Source organism: Mycobacterium sp. GA-2829 (assembly GCF_001499965.1).
In the GTDB taxonomy this organism is placed as follows: Bacteria; Actinomycetota; Actinomycetes; order Mycobacteriales; family Mycobacteriaceae; genus Mycobacterium.
In genome coordinates this window covers 62,305-79,175 of the sequence record NZ_LQIT01000018.1, presented here as the reverse complement: position 1 = coordinate 79,175, position 16,871 = coordinate 62,305, and the positions used below count along the sequence as shown (strand labels likewise).

The window sequence follows — 16,871 nt, the reverse complement described above, 5'->3', positions numbered from 1 at the left end:
TGAGCCTATAGACATTTGATTGTCTGGCTCGGGTCACCGGCACCGGCCGATTCACTCACGAGGAGAACACCGATGAACGCATCCGTCCGCATTCCGCCCCGCGTGGCGATCATCGGTGCCGGCTTCAGCGGCATCGCGGCCGCGGTCGCGCTGTTGCGCAGGGGCATCGACGACTTCGTCATCTTCGAACAGGCGCCCGGACTGGGTGGAACCTGGTGGCATAACCGGTATCCCGGTGCCGAGGTCGACCTCGAATCGCACATCTACTCGTTCTCGTTCGAACGGCACGACTGGACCCGCACCCATGCCGACTGGAGGGAACTGCGAGGATATCTGGAGGGCGTCGCGCAGAAGTGGGACCTGCCGCGACGGATCCGGTTCAACGAGACTGTGCAGGATGTTTCGTGGTCGGACACCGACCACACTTACAAGTTGGTCACGTCCTCGGGCGAAGACCACGGCACGTTCACAGCCGTCATCAGCGCGGTCGGCTTCCTGAACATCCCGGTGGTGCCGCCATTCGCCCGCGGTGAGCACGACTTCCAGGGCGCGATGTGCCACACCTCGCGGTGGATCGACGGCCTCGACATGACCGGCAAGAAGGTCGGTGTGGTGGGCACCGGGTCGTCGGCGGTGCAGATCGTCACCGAGGCCGAGAAGGTCGCCTCCGAGGTGAAGATCTTTCAGCTGGAGCCCAACTGGATCTTGCCCAAGAACAGCCGCGACTTCACGCCGACCGAACGGCGTCTGAACCGCAACCCGCTGGTCTACTGGTGGCGGCGCTACAAGCTCTACTACGAATACGACGTCCGCCAGCTGACGTCCGGGCATGCCCGGGCCAACGGCAAGTCCAACCGGAAACGCGGGGAGCTGTCACGGGCCTTCCTGCGCCGGGAGCTCGGCGATCGTCCCGACCTGATGGAGCTTGCGACACCGGATTTCGCGTTCGAAGCTCGGCGTACGGTGCTCAGTGACACCTACTACGCGGCGCTGCGCAACCCGAAGGTCACCCTGGTGCCGCACGGCGTGAAGGGGTTGACCAAGACGGGTGCCATCGACGCCAACGGCGACGAACACGAACTCGACATCATCGTGATGGCCACCGGTTTCGATGCCGCGAACTACCTCGGCAACTTCGAGGTGCACGGGCAGCGCGGCGCCGAGCTGCACAGCGCGTGGGCCGGCGAGCCCGAGGCTTTCCTCGGCATGATGGTGCCTGGCTTCCCCAACTTCTTCATCATGTACGGGCCCAACACCAACTCGTCCCCCCTGGTGTCCTTCTACCAGGCACAGGCGAGCTTCGCGGCCGGCCTCATCTCGCGGGCAGCCAAGGAGGGCAAGACCGTCATCGACGTTCGCCGGTCGGCATTCGTCATCTACAACGATCTGATCCAGGCGCAGCTGGCCAAGACGGTGTGGGCCACCACGCGCAACTACTTCCAGTCCGGAACCGGAAAGATCGTGTCGCAGTGGCCGTTCGGCGCGACGCCGTACATCCTCGGTACCAAGGTGCTGCGCCGGATCGCGGTTCGGCTGTCCTGAATTCCGCCGGCAGATCGGAACCGGGCCGCCGCGACGCGGTGCCCGTACACCGCGCTGCGCGGACCACACGTAGTAGTTAGGAGCATGACCGTGGCGCCCAAGCCCGTCATCGCCGTCACCCTCGCCGGCCGGGAACTGCCTGCAATGGTGCACTGGCGCTCGATGTTCGAGGGATTGCTCGAATGTGGAGCCATCCCGGTGGCGATCGAGTGCGGGGTGACCACCGTCGACGTCGCGAAGCTGCTAGACCGGGTGGACGGGCTGTTGATCAGCGGAGGTGCCGATGTGGATCCCCGCAGATATGGCGGGGATTCGCAAGACCCGGCACTGTACGGAGTCAACCCGGTTCGGGATGCCAACGAGGTCGCCGCGTTCGAGGTGGCCTGGACGCGGCGATTGCCCACGCTGGCGATCTGCCGGGGCCTGCAGCTGATCAGCGTGACCCGGGGCGGCACGCTGTACACCGACCTACCCCGGGATTTCGGCACCGAACTCACCCACCGCCTCGGTGAGGAGTCGCTGTTGCAGACGGCCCATCAGGTCGAGGTCGACGCCGACAGTCGCATCGCCGAGTGGATGCAGACCTCGGGGGCGATCTGGGTGAACAGCCAGCACCACCAGGGCATTCGAACCCTCGCCGACGGTTTCGTGGTGACCGCGCGGGCCGGCGACGGACTGATCGAAGGCTACGAGTCACTCACCCATCCCGTCACGGCCGTCCAATGGCATCCCGAGATCGGCTGGAGTACCGACGAGGTGGCACGGCGACTGCTGGGCGGATTCGTGTCTTCCTGCGTGGCGCCGGTACCCGCCTACTGAACCGGGTCCGCCCGGCAGCTGAGTTGATCGATGCGGTCTTTCCCGCGAGCGCGCTGTCGAACCCCCGTCGCCAAGGCGCTGACCGAGGCCCACGGCGGCTCCATCAGTGTGGCCAGCCGCGGCCCGGCACGGGCACCCCCTTCACGGTGGGCGGTGCCCAAGAACTCGCCGGCTACCACTTGATCCCGACAACGTCACCGAAATGCTGATCGGAGCGGGCTTCACGATCGAGGCCACGCTCACGCGACGACCGGTCAACGACGCCGAATATCCCAGCCGTCGCTGTTATCTCATTGCCCAGCGAGCCGATACGGAATTATCCGGCCGCACAGCTCTGCGGGTTACGCCACGCGCGTGGCAGCGCCACCATCACACCGATCGCGCCGAGGACCACCGGCACCGCCAGAGCCGCCCGGTACGAGTCCAGTTCTCCGGCACCGGCGGTCGTCGCCGCGACGTGAACCGCTGTGGTCGCGGCCAACCCCATCGCGGCGCCGAACTGGAAGGTCGTGTACAACAGGCCGCTGGTCATGCCCTGCGCGGACTCCTCGACACCGTCGGTGGCGGCGATCGTCAGCGGCCCGTAGGCCAGCGTGAAGGCGATGCCCAACGCCAGCAGGCTCGGCAACATGCTCAGATACGCCCAGTCCCGCTCCACCCCCGTGAACAGCAGGAACGACAACGCCGCGAAGACCATGCCGACCGCGATGACGCGCCACAGACCGAAGCGGCGCACCAGGACCGGGGTGAGGGTGGGTGCCAGGATCGCGTCGATCGCGACGACCAGCAGCGCCACCGCGGTGGTCAGCGCCGACCAGCCCCGCAACTCCTGCAGGTAGAGCACGACGATGAACTGAAAACCCATGAATCCTGCCGCCAGGCAGCCGGCGCCGAGGTAGGCGTTGACCTGCGGGCCCGGCCGCAACAACGCCAGCGGCACCAACGGTTCGGCAGCGGTGCGCTGCCGAACGACGAACCCCACGAACAGCGCTAGCGCGACGACGCCGAGCGACACCGATCCGAAAACCGTTCCGTGAGAGGAATTCTCGATGGCCGTCACGGTCAGGACCACCGCCCCGGTGATCAGGACGGCGCCCGGCAGGTCGAGGGACCGCCGAGCGGTCACGTCGTCGCGCGGGATCAACGGGACCGACAGCAGCAGCACCGCGAGGGCGAGTGCGACCGGTGCGAAGAACACCCACCGCCACCCGAAGGTGGTCAGCAGGCCTCCCGCGACGAGACCGAGCGAGAAACCAGCCGCACCGAGACCGGCGTAGATCAGTACGGCCCGATCTCTTTGCGGCCCCTCCGGGAAACTCGTGGTGATGATCGCGAGCCCGGCCGGCATCAAGAATGCCGCGGCGATACCGGTGATCACGCGCACCGCGATCACTGTCGCGCCATTGGGCGCGATACCGCCCAGCGCCGACACCCCGATGAAGATGACCAGCGCGATCAGGAACACCCGCCGCCGCCCGTAGACATCGGCGGTGCGTCCGCCGAGCAGCATGAATCCGCCGTATCCGATGACGTATCCGCTGACGATCCACTGCAATTCGACGGTCGGAAGGTCGAGCGCCTGCCGGATGGTGGGCAGCGCGATGTTGAACATCGCGATGTCGATGCCCTCCAGAAACGCGGCTCCGCACAGCGCCGCGAGCAGCAACGCCGCGCGAAAACCGGTTGTGCTGACATCGACCGTGCTCATATCCACCTTCAGTTCCTATTGGTAACTGACCACATCATCAGGCACCATGGAGCGATGGCGGAAGAAGGCACTTTGAAGTCAGTCGGTACCCCGCAGGTAACCGACTGCTGCCCGGACGCCTTCCAATGGGACCGGCGGGAGGACTGCGAGGTCCGGCAGATCCTCGACCGCATCGCCGACAAGTGGTCCCTGCTCGTCATCGCACTGCTCGACGACGGCGCGATGCGCTTCACCGAGCTCAAGCGCATGATCGACGGCGTCAGCCAGCGGATGCTGACCGTCACGCTGCGCCAGCTGGAACGCGACGGCCTGGTACGCCGGACCGTCCACCCGGTCGTCCCGCCTCGCGTCGACTACGAACTGACCGATCTGGGCCGCACCCTGCACGAGACCGTGCAGCCGCTGGTCCGCTGGACCGAAGAGCATCAGCGCGACATCGCCGCAGCGCGGCAGCGATTCGACGACGCGAACTGACCACCCCGAGCGCTCTGTCGAACCGGACAAAGACTGAGCCCATTTCCCATACGATCGGCCAAGAAGTGTCGATGGCCGTCCTGCTTTCATGATCGGAACGACGAGCCCATCGCAGGAACCTTCGACGGAACGAGAAATTCATGTCCGACACCGTTTTTCAGATGGTGGCGATTGGGCTGTACTTCGCCCTGATGCTCGCGATCGGCTTCTACGCCTTCCGCCGGACCAGTGACCTCGACGATTACATGCTCGGCGGCCGCAAGCTGACCCCGACCGTCGCGGCGCTGTCCGCGGGCGCATCGGACATGTCCGGTTGGCTGCTCCTCGGCGTCCCCGGGGCCATCTACGCGTCTGGCCTGATCGAGTCGTGGATCGTGATCGGCCTGGTGATCGGAGCCTGGCTCAACTGGAAGTTCGTCGCACCGCGGCTGCGGTCCTACACCGAGATCGCCAACAACTCGATCACCGTGCCGAGCTTCTTCGAGAACCGGTTGCGCGACAAGTCCCATGTCCTGCGGATCGCGGCGGGCACGATCATCCTGGTGTTCTTCACGTTCTACGTGTCGTCCGGGATGGTCGCCGGTGGCGTGTTCTTCGAGACGTCATTCGGCTCGTCGTACCTGACAGGGATGCTGCTCATTGCCGGAGTCACCCTGTGCTACACGCTGTTCGGCGGTTTCCTCGGCGCATCGCTCACCGACGTCGCGCAGGCGTTGCTGATGTTCGCCGCGCTCGTCACGATCCCGGTCGTCACGATCATCGCCACCGGCGGGCCGGGGGAGATGGTCAACCTGGTCCACGCCGCCGACGCCGCCAGCACCGATGGCGAAATGCACCGCACCTCACTGTTTTTCGGCGGGAGTTTCCTCGCCATCGTGTCGGCCGCGGCCTGGGGACTCGGCTACTTCGGCCAACCGCACATCATCGTCCGGTTCATGGCGATGCGGTCCTCGGCCGACGCCAAGGCCGGTCGGCGCATCGGCATCAGCTGGATGATCCTGACCTCCCTCGGGGCGATCACCACCGGTTTCGCGGGGCTGGCCTACTTCCACCGCGAAGGGGTGACGCTGGACAATCCCGAAACCGTGTTCCTGCGCCTGGCGCAGGTGATGTTCCACCCCTTCGTCGCAGGCATCGTGCTCGCCGCAGTGCTCGCGGCCATCATGTCGACGATCTCGTCGCAGCTCATCGTGTGCTCGTCGGCGCTCGTCGAGGACATCTACCGCGCGTTCGGCAAAGAGGCCAGCCCGAAGCGGCTGGTCACCTACGGCCGACTCGGGGTGCTGACGGTCGCGGTGGTGGCGGTTCTGCTGGCGCTCAACCCGGATGGGACGATTCTCGACCTGGTCGGCTTCGCGTGGGCCGGCTTCGGCGCCGCGTTCGGGCCGCTCATCATTCTGTCGCTGTTCTGGCGCAAACTCACCTCGCCCGGCGCGATTGCCGGCATGATCGCCGGGGCCGTGGTGGTCGGCATCTGGGGGCAGACCGAGGCGCTATCGAGCGCGATGTACGAAATCGTCCCCGGCTTCATCGCGTGCCTGGTCGCCGCTGTCGTCGTATCGCTCATGACGGCGCGCGACGACGATGAGATCCAGCGCGAGTTCTCGGAGATGGCCGAGAAGGCGCACGAACCCGCGGCGTCTCAGCCCTCGGGGTAGAAGAGGAACAACACTCACCCGTCTTCCGGCTGCGAGAAGGCCCTTTCGCGCGTATACAAGCGCGTCAAATCCTCTGCAGAGCAACGGTATCGGTGTGTGCTCTGGATTCGGGCATCATGGCGGGCATGGAACATCTCATCGACGTTGATGACGGTGTGACGCTGTGGGCGCAGGACAGCGGGAATCCCGACGGCACGGCACTGCTGCTGATCATGGGGGCCAACGCCTCCGGGCTGACCTGGCCGGATGAGCTGGTCGAGATGCTCGGGCGCCGCCACCGGGTGATCCGGTACGACCACCGCGACACTGGTCGTTCCAGCTGGGACTTCGACCGGGTGCCGTACTCCATCGCCGATCTGGCCGACGACGCGGTCGCAATCCTGGATGCGCTCGGGATAGCGCAGGCCCATGTGGTCGGGATGTCGATGGGCGGCACCCTGGTGCAGTTGCTGTTGCTCGACCACCCGGACCGCCTGCTGTCGGCGACCGTGATGTGCACCTCGGCGCTCGGCGCCGGGCTGGCGGCCGCTGCGGGGGCCTCGTCGGAGTTGCCCGGCCCCGATCCGGCTCTGCTCGACTTCTGGTCGCAGATGGACGCCGCCCGAGACGCTGCCGACGAACTCAACTGGCGGGTGGAGCACTGGCGCATGCTCAACGGGCGCGTGCTCCCGTTCGACGATGCGGAGTTCCGCCGGCTCGAGCAGCGGATCATCGAACATTCGGGCCGACATGAGAACCCGGCGGCGCATGCGCGAGCCGATCAGGGCGGCCTGAACCGCGGCGGTGAGCTCGCCGCGGTCATCGTGCCCACGCTGGTCATCGAGGCGCCGGAGGATCCGATCAACCCGCCGCCGCACGGCGCCCATCTGGCCGCGGTCATCGGCGGCGCGCAGATGGTGACCGTTCCCGGCATGGGGCATGCGCTGCCGCGTCCGGTGATCGAGCCGGTCGGGGCCGCGATCCTCGCTCACACGGCGGCTGTCGAATCGTGATTTCGGTGTAGTTCGTTGCGCTCGCCGCAACCAAGTACACCGAAGCCGCTGGGAGGTCAGACGGCTCGACGACATCGGGGTCATCTGCCCGTTCCGGTGGATCTTCAACTGCTACCTGATCCGTGGCGACCGGCCACACCGACGGCTCGACCGCGTTCTGGCACGCTGCCAGCCGGACCCTGATCTCCGGCGACGCCGTGCTCAGCGCGGGTGGGCAGGCGTGGTTCACCCCGGAGACCGTCGACCCCGACGCCGCGGCGCGGAGCGAGAAGCGCATGCGGGCGCTGCCCGTCGAGCACCTGCTGCCCGGCCACGGACTGCCGGTGCACAGTGCCGACGTGTGGGCCGATACGCGGTGACGTCGGCCGCAATCAGCGGAAGTACGGGTATTCCTGCACCCAGTTGAACCCGCGACTGCGCGGTGTGAAGCCATTCGAGTCGACACGTTCGAGCGACATCGTCACCGGTCGGCCGTCGATCTGCCCGTCCGGTGAGCTGAGGGTGAGGTGCGACCGTCGACCGTCGTCGGCGCGTGCCGCCAACGCGGGCCGGAGGCGATCTGCCAGGCGCGGAATCGTGACGGCGTCGAAGTTGCCGGGTTCCACGAAGGCGGGCGCACGCACATCGGCCGAACGTCGGGTTGACGCACGGTTGTCGGGTCGATCGCGTGACAGAACCCGACGCTCGTCGGCGTCCGTCGGGTGCGATCGAGCCCGTCGTAGACGTACATGACCGAAGCGCCGAGGTGTCCGCCGTCGTACTCCACGCGACAGGTGCAGACTCGCCGTACTCGACTGCACCACCGTCGATTCGCAGAATCCGCGGTAGGTCGTGTCAACCCGATGCTGCCTTCGGGAGTGGTGACCAGCGCTCCCGCACCTTGGCGGGCACGCGCAAGCCCGCGTAGTACGTCGCCGGCGGGAGCTTCGAGTTCGGCATCCACCCGATCATGGCGACGCTCGGGCGCCAGGCGTCGGGGCAGATGGCTTCGTGATGCGACCCGCCCTATTCTGGTTAGTCCAACAAACTAACCGGGGAGATGCATGACCACGCAGGCGAGGGAGCCCTCGACGCGCGACCGCGCGCCATCCAGCGCCAACACCGTCATCGCCATACTGGTCGGGTCGGCGTTCGTCATGATCCTCAACGAGACGATCATGAGCGTGGCGCTGCCCGCCCTGATCGCCGATCTCGACATCACCGCCAGCACGGCACAGTGGTTGACCAGTGGCTTTCTTCTGACCATGGCCGTCGTGATCCCGATGTGCGGGTCGCTGCTGCAGCGGTTCCCGGCGCGCGGCGTCTACCTCACATCGATGGCGTTGTTCTGCGTGGGCACCTTGATATCGGCGGTGGCCCCGGGCTTCGCGGTGCTGCTGGCCGGCCGGATCGTGCAGGCGTGCGGTACCGCGGTCATGGTGCCGCTGTTGATGACGACGGTGATGACCCTGATCCCGCTGGAGCGGCGCGGTCAGACGATGGGGACCATCTCGATCGTCATCGCGGTCGCGCCCGCGATCGGGCCGACCCTGTCGGGCATCATCCTCGGCTCATTGAGCTGGCGATGGATGTTCTGGATCGTGCTACCGATCGCGGCGCTCGCGCTGGCTGCGGGCGCCGCACGACTGCGGGTGGCCGACGAACGACAGCGGCCCACGCCTATCGATCCGGTGTCCATACCGCTGTCCGCGGTCGGCTTCGCCGGTCTGGTCTTCGGTCTCTCGCTCATCGGTGAATCCGGCACCGGGGACCAGGGCGTGCCCGCGTGGGTGCCGATCGTCGTCGGCGCAACGGCTTTGGTGATCTTCGGTTTCCGTCAGATTCGGCTGCAGCGCCGCGAGCGGGCGTTCCTTGACCTGCGGCCCTTTGGCTATCAACGCTTCTCGCTGTCTCTGTCGCTGGTGATCCTCGGCTTCATGGCACTGTTCGGCGCGATCATCATGCTGCCGCTCTACGTTCAGGATGTTCTGGGAGAAAGCGCCTTGGCCGCAGGCCTGGTGAGCCTGCCCGGCGGCATCCTGATGGGAGCGGCCGGCCCGCTGGTCGGGCGGATCTACGACCGGCTCGGTGCCCGGCTGCTGGTCATCCCGGGGTCGGTCATGCTCTGCGCGTCGCTGTGGGGGTACGCGACGCTGTCGGCGACGTCGCCGATGTGGGAGATCATCGGCTTGCAGACGGTCATGATGGTGGGCCTGTCGATGATGTTCACTCCCTTGATGACCGACGCGTTGGGTGTGTTGCCCGAATCGCTGTATTCCCACGGCAGTGCGATTCTGACGACGCTGCAACAGGTCGCCGGCGCCGCCGGTACGGCCCTGTTCATCACCGTCATGACCAAGGCGTCGGTGTCTGGCGGGGCACCCGATCTACCCGGTGTGCGTGCTGCGTTCACTGTCGCTGCGGTGCTCGGCGTGGTCGTCGTCATCGTGGGGCTTTTCACGGGCCGCCGGCCGGTGACCGCAGGCGCCTCGCCCGTGCACTAGTAGAGGCGGGCGTCGTCCTCGATCACCTGTCGGACCGTGGCGAGTGCGCCGGCAAGGCTCTCCCGGTCCACCGATCCGAGTGCCAGGCGCAGCGCCTGGGGCGCGGTCGCGGTGATCGCGAACGGTTCAGCGGTGGAGACCGAGATCCCGCCACCGGTCAGCGTGGCGGCGACGCGGTCCGCACGGGCGTCCTCGGGCAGCGGCAGCCACATGAAGTACGACGACGGATGTCCGATCTGCGCAAGGGGTTTCAGCGCTTCGCGGGCGATCCGCTGCCGCTCTGCGGCGTCCTCGCGCTTCGCCGCCTCCAGCCGCATGACGGTACCGTCCTCGATCCACCGCGTCGCGATCGCGGTCGTCAACGCCGGGGTGTTCCACGTCGTCGCGCGGATCGCCCGCTCGATCGCGCTCAACCGTTTCCGGGCCGCCACGACGAATCCGACCCGCAGCCCGGTGGCGATGTTCTTCGACAGACCGGAGACGTACACCGTGACGTCCGGCGCGGTGGCGGCCAACGGCGGCGGCGGTTTCTCGGCGAGATACGCGTAGGACGCATCCTCGATGAGGAGCAGACCGTGTCTGCGGGCGATCGCGATCAGCTCCCGGCGGGCAGAGCGGTCCATGACCCACCCGAGCGGATTGTGCAGCGTCGGCATCACGTACACGGCGCGCATCGGTCGCCGACGGCACAGGCTTTGCAGGGCCTCGAGGTCCGGGCCGTCCGGACCCGTTGGGAGCGGGACCAATTCGAGCCGCAACGCCTCCGCCAACACCTTGAAGCCCGGGTACGTCAGCGCATCCGCGGCGACCACATCGCCCGGCTGCAGCATGGCCAGCGCCGTGACGGTCAACCCGTGCTGCGCGCCGTTGACCACGGCGACGTCGTCAGGGACGACGTCCAACCCCCGGTCCAGCAGATGCGTCGCCACCGCAGCTCGGTCACGTTGCCGCCCGCCGTGGGGTTGGTAGCGCAGCAGCGCGTCCAGATCACCCGAGCCGGCCAACTCGCGCAGCGCCCGCCGCAACGACTCCGCCTGACCGGCCAGCGTGGGGTAGTTGAAGTTCAGGTCGACGGCGTCCGGCGCGACAGGTCGCTGATCGACACCGTGCCCGGGAGGAAGTGTCAGATCGCGGACGAAGGTCCCGCGTCCCTGCTCGCTACTCACCAGGCCCATCGACTCCAGTTCGGCGTACACGCGGGACGCGGTGACGACGGCGATGCTCCGCTCGCGGGCAAGGGCGCGGTGGGTGGGCAGCCGGGTTCCCGAGCGCAGCCGACCGCTCCGGATGTCGGCCGCGAGGTCGTCGACGACGGGCTGGTATCGGGAGGCGGCCACGACGAATTCTATGCATGACAATTCCTCGACCGTCATGCATGGCGCCTCCTATGGTGAAGCCTCCGAACCGGAAGGACGCCGCCGTGCACATCGCCATCCTCACCTTCGAGGGCTACAACGAACTCGACTCACTGATCGCCTTGGGCGTGCTCAACCGCATCACGGACTGGCGGGTCACGATCGCCACCCCGACTCCGCGGGTGACGTCGATGAACGGCGTGACGATCGAGCAGATGTGCACTCTCGACGAGGCGGTCACCGCCGATGCCGTCCTCGTCGGCAGCGGCATCGCGACCCGCGAGGTCGTCGAGGACCGCGCGATCATGGGTGCACTCCGCGCGCTGGATCCCGGACGTCAGCTGATCGCCGCCCAGTGCTCGGGAGCGCTCGTGTTGGCGAAACTGGGTCTGCTGCACGATGTTCCGGCCTGTACCGACCTGACCACCAAACCATGGGTGATCGCGGCGGGCATCGACGTTCTCGACCAACCGTTCTTCGCCAACGGCAACGTCGCCACGGCCGGTGGCTGCCTGGCGTCGCCGTATCTCGCCGCCTGGGTGATCGCGCGGCTACGCGGAACGGACGACGCCACCGCGGCGCTGCACTACGTGGCGCCGGTGGGGGAGAAGCAGGAGTGCATCGATCGGGCCTGGCGCAACATCGCGCCGTACCTGCCCACTGGGGCGCCCGCACTCACCTGAAGCCTCGTTCTATTATCTGCGTATGAATGCAGATAGTGGGCGATGTGGACGGCGCCTCCCCGACGACGAGGCCAATCTCGTCGCCGAGGTCTTCCGGATGTTGGCCGACCCCACCCGGGTCCAGCTCCTGTGGGCACTCGCCAGCAGCGAGAAGTCCGTGAACGACCTCGCCGCCCACGTCGGGAAGCCGGCCCCGTCGGTGTCGCAGCATCTGGCGAAGCTGCGCATGGCGCACCTGGTCCGCACCCGCCGCGAGGGCACCACGATCTTCTACCGCCTGGACAACGAGCACGTCGCGCAACTGGTCACCGACGCGGTCTACAACGCCGAACACGCGGGCCCCGGCGTCCCCGGGCATCACCGCGATGCCACCGAACTCGCCGCCCTGCACGCCGACGTCACGACGAACGGGCGGCGGAGATGACCCACGAAGCCCGGCAGGCGCACCACCACCACCACCACGACCACGAACACCCCACGACCTTCGGGGGTGCACTCCGCGAGGTGTTCGCACCGCACAGCCACGATGCCTCCGACAGCATCGACGACGCCCTGGAGTCCAGCGCCGCAGGCATCCGCGCGGTGAAGATCAGCCTGCTCGCGCTCGGCGCCACCGCGTTGGCCCAGCTGCTGATCGTGGCCATCTCCGGTTCGGTCGCGCTGCTCGCCGACACCATCCACAACTTCTCCGACGCGCTGACCGCCATCCCGCTGTGGATCGCATTCGTCGTCGGCACCCGCGCCGCGACCCGCCGCTACACCTACGGATACGGCCGCGCCGAGGACATCGCCGGACTGTTCGTCGTCGCCATGATCGCCCTGTCGGCGATCGTCGCCGGCGTCGAGTCGATCCGCCGCCTCGTCAACCCGGTGCCGATCGGAAACGTCGGCTGGGTGGCCGTCGCCGGTCTGGTCGGGTTCATCGGCAACGAGCTCGTCGCGCTGTACCGCATCCGGGTGGGCCGCCGCATCGGCTCGGTCGCCCTGGTGGCCGACGGGCTGCACGCGCGCACCGACGGATTCACCTCGCTGGCAGTGCTTCTCGGGGCCGGCGGGGTCGCGCTGGGCTTCCCGCTCGCCGATCCGATCATCGGCCTGGTCATCACCGTCGCCATCCTCGCGGTCCTGCGGACCGCGGTGCGTGACGTGTTCCGCCGACTCATGGACGGAGTGGAACCCGAACTCGTCGACAAGGCCGAGGCCGCGCTCGCGGCCGAGCCGGGCGTCACCGAGGTGCGCGCGGTGCGGATGCGGTGGATCGGCCACCGCCTGCACGCCGACGCCGAACTCGACATCGACCCGCAGGTCAGCCTCGCCGACGCCCACCGCATCGCCCACGAGGCCGAACACACGCTCACCCACGCCGTGCCGAAGTTGGCCTCGGCCCTCGTGCACGCCTACCCGGCGACCCACGAGTGATTTCGGTGTGGTTGGTTGCGCTCACCGCAACCAGCTGCACCGAAATCACCCTCGACGCTAGGCCGTCAACCCCAGCAGCGGCGGGACGAGGTAGCGGCGCGCGAACGACCGGGCGGCATCGTCGTCCCCGAGCGCGACGTTCTGCGACGGCGTGAGCAGGAACGACACGATGACCCGGACGGTCACCTCGGCGACCTCGAGCAGTTCGAGCTGGGTACGACGGTCGTCGGGCAGCGCCACCGCCAACTGGTGGGCCAGGAACGACGAGGCCGTGCGCACCACACCGTCGCCCTCGACGGTGAGGAACGGCAGCACCGTCTCCGGTTCGGTGGCCAACAACCGTTGCAGCAGTGCGTGATTGCGCAGCGTGGTCAACGTGAACACGAAACCTTCGGCCAGCTTGTCCTCGGCTTCGGCATAGCCACCGGCCTCGGCCGCCAGATCGGACAGGAACCGCTCGAGTTCACGCAGCAGCACCGCCTCGACGATGGCGTCCTTGTTCGCGAAGTTCCGGTACAGCGTCACTCGCGCCAGCCCGGACCGCCGGGTGATGTCCTCGACGGTCGAGCGTCGGATACCCAGCAGCTCGAACTGCTTGAGCGCCGCGTCGAGTATGCGTTCGGCAGTGCCTTCGGCGCTCGGCGCGCCGAAGCGCTGCACCGCCTTGGCGAGCAGGCCGCTGTACTTCATCAACGCAGTGTAAAGGCTGGTCGCGGCCTATTGATACAAATGAACCAGGAATGTATCTTCGGTTCATATGGCACCCGACGTTCCGGGCGCCGCCATCGACAGGAGGTCACCATGGCCGGCACCATCGACCGGGCGCTCACCGCGCCCAGTCGGGAAGAGTTCTCCGAGCGCCTGCTGCGTGGTTCGGCCAAGAAGTCCTACGCCCCGGTCGTCGACATCGACTGGGACACACCGGTCGTGCCCGACACGTTCTTCCTCCCGCCCACGATGGTGTCGCTGTACGGCACACCGCTGTGGGAACAGATGACCCGCGAACAGCAGATCGAAGTGTCCCGTCAGGAGTTCATCAACCTTCTCTCGGCCGGGGTCTGGTTCGAGAACATCCTCAACCAGGCGCTGTTGCGTGGCCTCATGCACGCCGACGTCACGTCGTCGTCGACCCACTACTCGCTGACCGAACTCGGTGACGAGACCCGCCACATGGTCATGTTCGGCCGCGCCATTGCTGCTGTCGGCGGAAAACCGTTCCAACCCAGACGAATCCAGCGCATGATCATCAATACGCTGCCGCTGGTGTTCCAGAAGTCGGTGCTGTGGATCGCGGCGCTCGTCGGGGAGGAGATCTTCGACGCCTTGCAGCGCCAGATCCTCGACGATCCCGACGTGCAACCGATCGTCCGTCGCATCATGCGGATCCACGTCACCGAGGAGGCGCGACACATCCAGTTCGCCCGCGACGGCGCCCGCCGGGCCGTCCCCGCGATGCGGCCCGTCAACCGGTACCTGCTCGGCACAATCCACGGCGCGGGCGGACCGTTCTACCGGTACCTGTTCACCAACCGCGCGGTGTACCACCGCGTCGGACTCGACGCCGGCGAGGCCCGCCGACAGGCCCGCCGCAACCCGCACTTCCGCCAAGCCATGCGCGCGGGATTCGCACCACTGGCGGCGTTCCTCGAAGAGGTCGGGTTGATGAGCCGGATCGGCCGTCGGATGTGGAAGCGGACCGGATTCCTGTGACCGTCGACGAGACCGGGGTCTTCGACGGCGCGGCCGAACTCGACGTCGCCGGTGTGCGCTGTCCGGTCCGGGTGCGGCTGGCCGGTCACCTGAACCCGATCGACGGCCGCTATCACTGGCAGGGCCTCGCCTACGGGACGCCCGACGAACTGCAGGTGGGCAAGACCGCGCAGCTGTGGATCGGAAACCGCAGTGCCGCAGTACGTCTCGTCGAGATGATCCCGTCCGGCCAACTCATGCTCAGCGGCGTCGGCACGCCGCCGTACGACCTCTCCTACGGCGAGGCCTCGTCAACCGAGCCCCGCGATCCGGGACACGGTCAGCGCTGACGTGAGTTGAAGGAGATCCCGCGGTCGGGTCGGCCGTAAGCCGGTCAGCGCCTCGAGCCGCCGCATCCGTTGCGCCACCGTGTTCGGGTGCAGGTGCAGGGCTTCGGCCGTGGACCGGCGATCCAGATCGCGCTCGAGCAGCACGCGCGCGGTGCGCAGCAGTTCGCTGCTGTGTTCCCGGTCGTAGTCGATGGCGGGGCCGAGAACGGTTCTGGCGTAGTCACGCAGGCGCTGCGGGTCGTCCAGTTGCAGCAGCAGGTGGTCGATGGCGACGTCGCGCAGATCGATCACCGCGCTCGTGCTCTCCGAGGCGCTGTCCGCGGCCAGGTCCAGGGCGCCGCGCAGTGTCCGCAACATGTCGGGGAGTTCGACGGCGGCCACCGCGGGGGTCACCCCTGCCACTGGGCGATCGACGTCTCCGGCTTCGGTGAGATGGTCCACCAGGCGACGCGCCACTGCTGCCACACCGCCGGCCCCGCCGAGCGTCGCGGTCGGCGCCACGATGAGCACCAGGTCACCGCGGTACACCGCCGCCAGGGGCCGTGGCGTCACCGTCGCGGCGAACCTCTCCGCACCTGCGAGCAGCCGCTCGGTGCCGGTCCGGCCGTTCACGGTCTGCGGATCCACGGCCCGCACGCCGATCAATGCCTGCGCGCCGGAGAGGTCCCAGCCGAGCCGCCGTGCACGGTCGAGCAAGGCGGCCATGTCGGCGCCGTCGGTGCTCAGCAGATCGGCGACCAGGGAGCCGCGGAGCCGCTGTTCCACTTGGGCCGCGGTACGGGCACGCAACAGTTCCAGCGCCGTCACCACCGTCGCGTGTTCCACGGCACGCACATCGAGAGGGGAAAGGTCGGCATCCCCCGCCGCGACCCGTACTCGGGCGACCACCTCGCCCCCGAGTGACACGTCGGCCACCATCCCGGCCACGCCGTCCGGCCAGCCGACGTCGGCCAGCGCCCCGCCGTACACGTCCTCGATCAGAACCGGCCTTGCCAGCAGTTCGGCGAGTGCGTTCGCCACCCCCGCCACCCCTTCGCCGCGCAGTGCGGTTGCGGTGAGCAGCGCGTGCACCTCCTCTGCGCGGCGCAGTTCCCGGATGGTGTCCTGTTCCCGTGACCGGAGCTGCGCCGTGCCGAGGGCGACGGCGACCTGCGAGGCGAGCGTCGTCACCAGACCGATCTCCACGGCGTCGAACCGGTGCGGCCCGGTGCTGTAGCCGTTGAGCGCTCCGACCACCGCACCCGCCCGCCGCAACGGCACCGAGACCAGCGCCCGGTACCCCTGCTCATGGGCCACCCCACCCCACGGGCCGATACCGGGCATCGTCTCGATGTCCTCGAGGGTCACCACCTCGCCGGTGCGGAACGCGACGCTGGTCGGGGCCTCTTCGGCGCCGCGGACGTCGAGCAGGATCGGCCGGTCGGCGTTGACCTGCGCGACATAGTCAGGGGACAGACCGTGCGAGCCGACGATGGTCAGGGCTCGACGGTCTTCGGTGGGAAGGAACACCGCGCAGAAGTCGTAGCCCAGCAGATCGCACGCGGTGCGCGCCACCCGGTCGACGAGGTCGATGACCGGCTCGTCGCCGCCGACGGCTTCCCCGATGTCGGCGAGCGCGTCGAGCCACCGCGCCAAATCGGGCTTCAGTGTAGACGACGACATACTTCAGAGCATAAGTGTGTGCGTCCAGACATTGCCC

At 67.7% G+C, this 16,871-nt stretch carries 17 protein-coding genes; 12 read left to right on the top strand and 5 right to left on the bottom strand.

Annotation, left to right across the window (positions count from 1 at the left end; genetic code table 11):
- Nucleotides 1-72: 72 nt before the first annotated feature.
- Entirely contained in the window at nucleotides 73-1,542 is a 1,470-nt protein-coding gene (locus AU194_RS13020) for an NAD(P)/FAD-dependent oxidoreductase (RefSeq protein WP_059089666.1), read from the top strand.
- A gap of 90 nt (nucleotides 1,543-1,632) precedes the next feature.
- Nucleotides 1,633-2,361 carry a gamma-glutamyl-gamma-aminobutyrate hydrolase family protein gene (locus AU194_RS13015; RefSeq protein ID WP_157576066.1) on the top strand — a complete coding sequence of 243 codons (729 nt, stop codon included), beginning with the start codon at nucleotides 1,633-1,635 and terminating at the stop codon, nucleotides 2,359-2,361.
- A 316-nt stretch (nucleotides 2,362-2,677) separates the two neighbouring features.
- Here AU194_RS13015 and AU194_RS13010 read toward each other — a convergent pair whose 3' ends face one another.
- A complete protein-coding gene (locus AU194_RS13010) occupies nucleotides 2,678-4,069 on the bottom strand; it encodes an MFS transporter (RefSeq protein WP_059089664.1) in 1,392 nt (463 codons plus the stop codon).
- 72 nt (nucleotides 4,070-4,141) lie between these two features.
- Between AU194_RS13010 and AU194_RS13005 the strand changes: the two genes are divergently transcribed.
- From AU194_RS13005 to AU194_RS12990, 4 genes are all read left to right on the top strand, one after another.
- Nucleotides 4,142-4,543, top strand: a complete 402-nt coding sequence (locus AU194_RS13005; RefSeq protein WP_059089687.1) for a helix-turn-helix domain-containing protein — start codon at nucleotides 4,142-4,144, stop codon at nucleotides 4,541-4,543.
- A gap of 140 nt (nucleotides 4,544-4,683) precedes the next feature.
- Nucleotides 4,684-6,201, top strand: a complete 1,518-nt coding sequence (gene putP / locus AU194_RS13000) for a sodium/proline symporter PutP (RefSeq protein ID WP_059089663.1) — start codon at nucleotides 4,684-4,686, stop codon at nucleotides 6,199-6,201.
- Between the two features lie 125 nt (nucleotides 6,202-6,326).
- A complete protein-coding gene (locus AU194_RS12995; protein WP_059089686.1) occupies nucleotides 6,327-7,193 on the top strand; it encodes an alpha/beta fold hydrolase in 867 nt (288 codons plus the stop codon).
- 122 nt (nucleotides 7,194-7,315) lie between these two features.
- Nucleotides 7,316-7,552 (top strand): hypothetical protein, encoded by a 237-nt coding sequence (locus AU194_RS12990; RefSeq protein ID WP_059089662.1) that lies wholly within the window; start codon nucleotides 7,316-7,318, stop codon nucleotides 7,550-7,552.
- Nucleotides 7,553-7,564: 12 nt separating this feature from the next.
- On the opposite strand, the gene AU194_RS12985 is transcribed toward AU194_RS12990, so the two are convergent.
- Nucleotides 7,565-7,816 carry a hypothetical protein gene (locus AU194_RS12985; RefSeq protein WP_059089661.1) on the bottom strand — a complete coding sequence of 84 codons (252 nt, stop codon included), beginning with the start codon at nucleotides 7,814-7,816 and terminating at the stop codon, nucleotides 7,565-7,567.
- 420 nt (nucleotides 7,817-8,236) lie between these two features.
- On the opposite strand from AU194_RS12985, the gene AU194_RS12980 reads away from it, so the two are divergent.
- Nucleotides 8,237-9,676 carry a DHA2 family efflux MFS transporter permease subunit gene (locus AU194_RS12980; RefSeq protein ID WP_059089660.1) on the top strand — a complete coding sequence of 480 codons (1,440 nt, stop codon included), beginning with the start codon at nucleotides 8,237-8,239 and terminating at the stop codon, nucleotides 9,674-9,676.
- On the opposite strand, the gene AU194_RS12975 is transcribed toward AU194_RS12980, so the two are convergent.
- On the bottom strand, nucleotides 9,673-11,013 hold the full coding sequence (locus AU194_RS12975) for a PLP-dependent aminotransferase family protein (protein ID WP_059089659.1): 1,341 nt from the start codon (nucleotides 11,011-11,013) through the stop codon (nucleotides 9,673-9,675). The two genes, AU194_RS12980 and AU194_RS12975, sit on opposite strands and share 4 nt — an antisense overlap.
- Nucleotides 11,014-11,063: 50 nt before the next feature.
- On the opposite strand from AU194_RS12975, the gene AU194_RS12970 reads away from it, so the two are divergent.
- Genes AU194_RS12970 through AU194_RS12960 form a run of 3 tightly spaced genes read left to right on the top strand, consistent with a single transcriptional unit; the run spans nucleotide 11,064 to nucleotide 13,133 of the window.
- Complete coding sequence (locus tag AU194_RS12970) at nucleotides 11,064-11,714, top strand: DJ-1/PfpI family protein (RefSeq protein ID WP_231743344.1); 651 nt, start codon at nucleotides 11,064-11,066, stop codon at nucleotides 11,712-11,714.
- Between the two features lie 22 nt (nucleotides 11,715-11,736).
- A complete protein-coding gene (locus AU194_RS12965) occupies nucleotides 11,737-12,138 on the top strand; it encodes a metalloregulator ArsR/SmtB family transcription factor (protein ID WP_059089658.1) in 402 nt (133 codons plus the stop codon).
- Nucleotides 12,135-13,133 carry a cation diffusion facilitator family transporter gene (locus AU194_RS12960; protein WP_059089657.1) on the top strand — a complete coding sequence of 333 codons (999 nt, stop codon included), beginning with the start codon at nucleotides 12,135-12,137 and terminating at the stop codon, nucleotides 13,131-13,133. The genes AU194_RS12965 and AU194_RS12960 overlap by 4 nt, the downstream gene beginning before the upstream one ends.
- Before the next feature lie 57 nt (nucleotides 13,134-13,190).
- Here the strand turns inward: AU194_RS12960 and AU194_RS12955 are convergent, their stop codons facing one another.
- Nucleotides 13,191-13,823: a TetR/AcrR family transcriptional regulator gene (locus AU194_RS12955; protein WP_059089656.1), complete on the bottom strand. Its 633-nt coding sequence runs from the start codon at nucleotides 13,821-13,823 to the stop codon at nucleotides 13,191-13,193.
- Nucleotides 13,824-13,934: 111 nt separating this feature from the next.
- On the opposite strand from AU194_RS12955, the gene AU194_RS12950 reads away from it, so the two are divergent.
- Nucleotides 13,935-14,843 (top strand): diiron oxygenase, encoded by a 909-nt coding sequence (locus AU194_RS12950; protein WP_059089655.1) that lies wholly within the window; start codon nucleotides 13,935-13,937, stop codon nucleotides 14,841-14,843.
- Nucleotides 14,840-15,172: a DUF4873 domain-containing protein gene (locus AU194_RS12945; protein ID WP_059089654.1), complete on the top strand. Its 333-nt coding sequence runs from the start codon at nucleotides 14,840-14,842 to the stop codon at nucleotides 15,170-15,172. The genes AU194_RS12950 and AU194_RS12945 overlap by 4 nt, the downstream gene beginning before the upstream one ends.
- Here AU194_RS12945 and AU194_RS12940 read toward each other — a convergent pair.
- Nucleotides 15,134-16,834, bottom strand: a complete 1,701-nt coding sequence (locus AU194_RS12940) for a GAF domain-containing protein (RefSeq protein WP_082698620.1) — start codon at nucleotides 16,832-16,834, stop codon at nucleotides 15,134-15,136. The genes AU194_RS12945 and AU194_RS12940 overlap by 39 nt on opposite strands.
- Nucleotides 16,835-16,871: the final 37 nt, after the last annotated feature.

Excerpts from the sequence above, each read along its gene's own strand:
- AU194_RS13020 (WP_059089666.1), top strand. The coding sequence starts at position 73 with ATGAACGCATCCGTCCGCATTCCGCCCCGCGTGGCGATCATCGGTGCC.
- AU194_RS12980 (WP_059089660.1), top strand. The coding sequence starts at position 8,237 with ATGACCACGCAGGCGAGGGAGCCCTCGACGCGCGACCGCGCGCCATCC.
- AU194_RS12955 (WP_059089656.1), bottom strand. The coding sequence starts at position 13,823 with ATGAAGTACAGCGGCCTGCTCGCCAAGGCGGTGCAGCGCTTCGGCGCG.
- AU194_RS12995 (WP_059089686.1), top strand. The coding sequence starts at position 6,327 with ATGGAACATCTCATCGACGTTGATGACGGTGTGACGCTGTGGGCGCAG.
- AU194_RS12960 (WP_059089657.1), top strand. The coding sequence starts at position 12,135 with ATGACCCACGAAGCCCGGCAGGCGCACCACCACCACCACCACGACCAC.
- AU194_RS12970 (WP_231743344.1), top strand. The coding sequence starts at position 11,064 with ATGGTGAAGCCTCCGAACCGGAAGGACGCCGCCGTGCACATCGCCATC.
- AU194_RS12965 (WP_059089658.1), top strand. The coding sequence starts at position 11,737 with ATGAATGCAGATAGTGGGCGATGTGGACGGCGCCTCCCCGACGACGAG.
- AU194_RS13010 (WP_059089664.1), bottom strand. The coding sequence starts at position 4,069 with ATGAGCACGGTCGATGTCAGCACAACCGGTTTTCGCGCGGCGTTGCTG.
- AU194_RS12940 (WP_082698620.1), bottom strand. The coding sequence starts at position 16,834 with ATGTCGTCGTCTACACTGAAGCCCGATTTGGCGCGGTGGCTCGACGCG.
- AU194_RS12950 (WP_059089655.1), top strand. The coding sequence starts at position 13,935 with ATGGCCGGCACCATCGACCGGGCGCTCACCGCGCCCAGTCGGGAAGAG.
- putP (WP_059089663.1), top strand. The coding sequence starts at position 4,684 with ATGTCCGACACCGTTTTTCAGATGGTGGCGATTGGGCTGTACTTCGCC.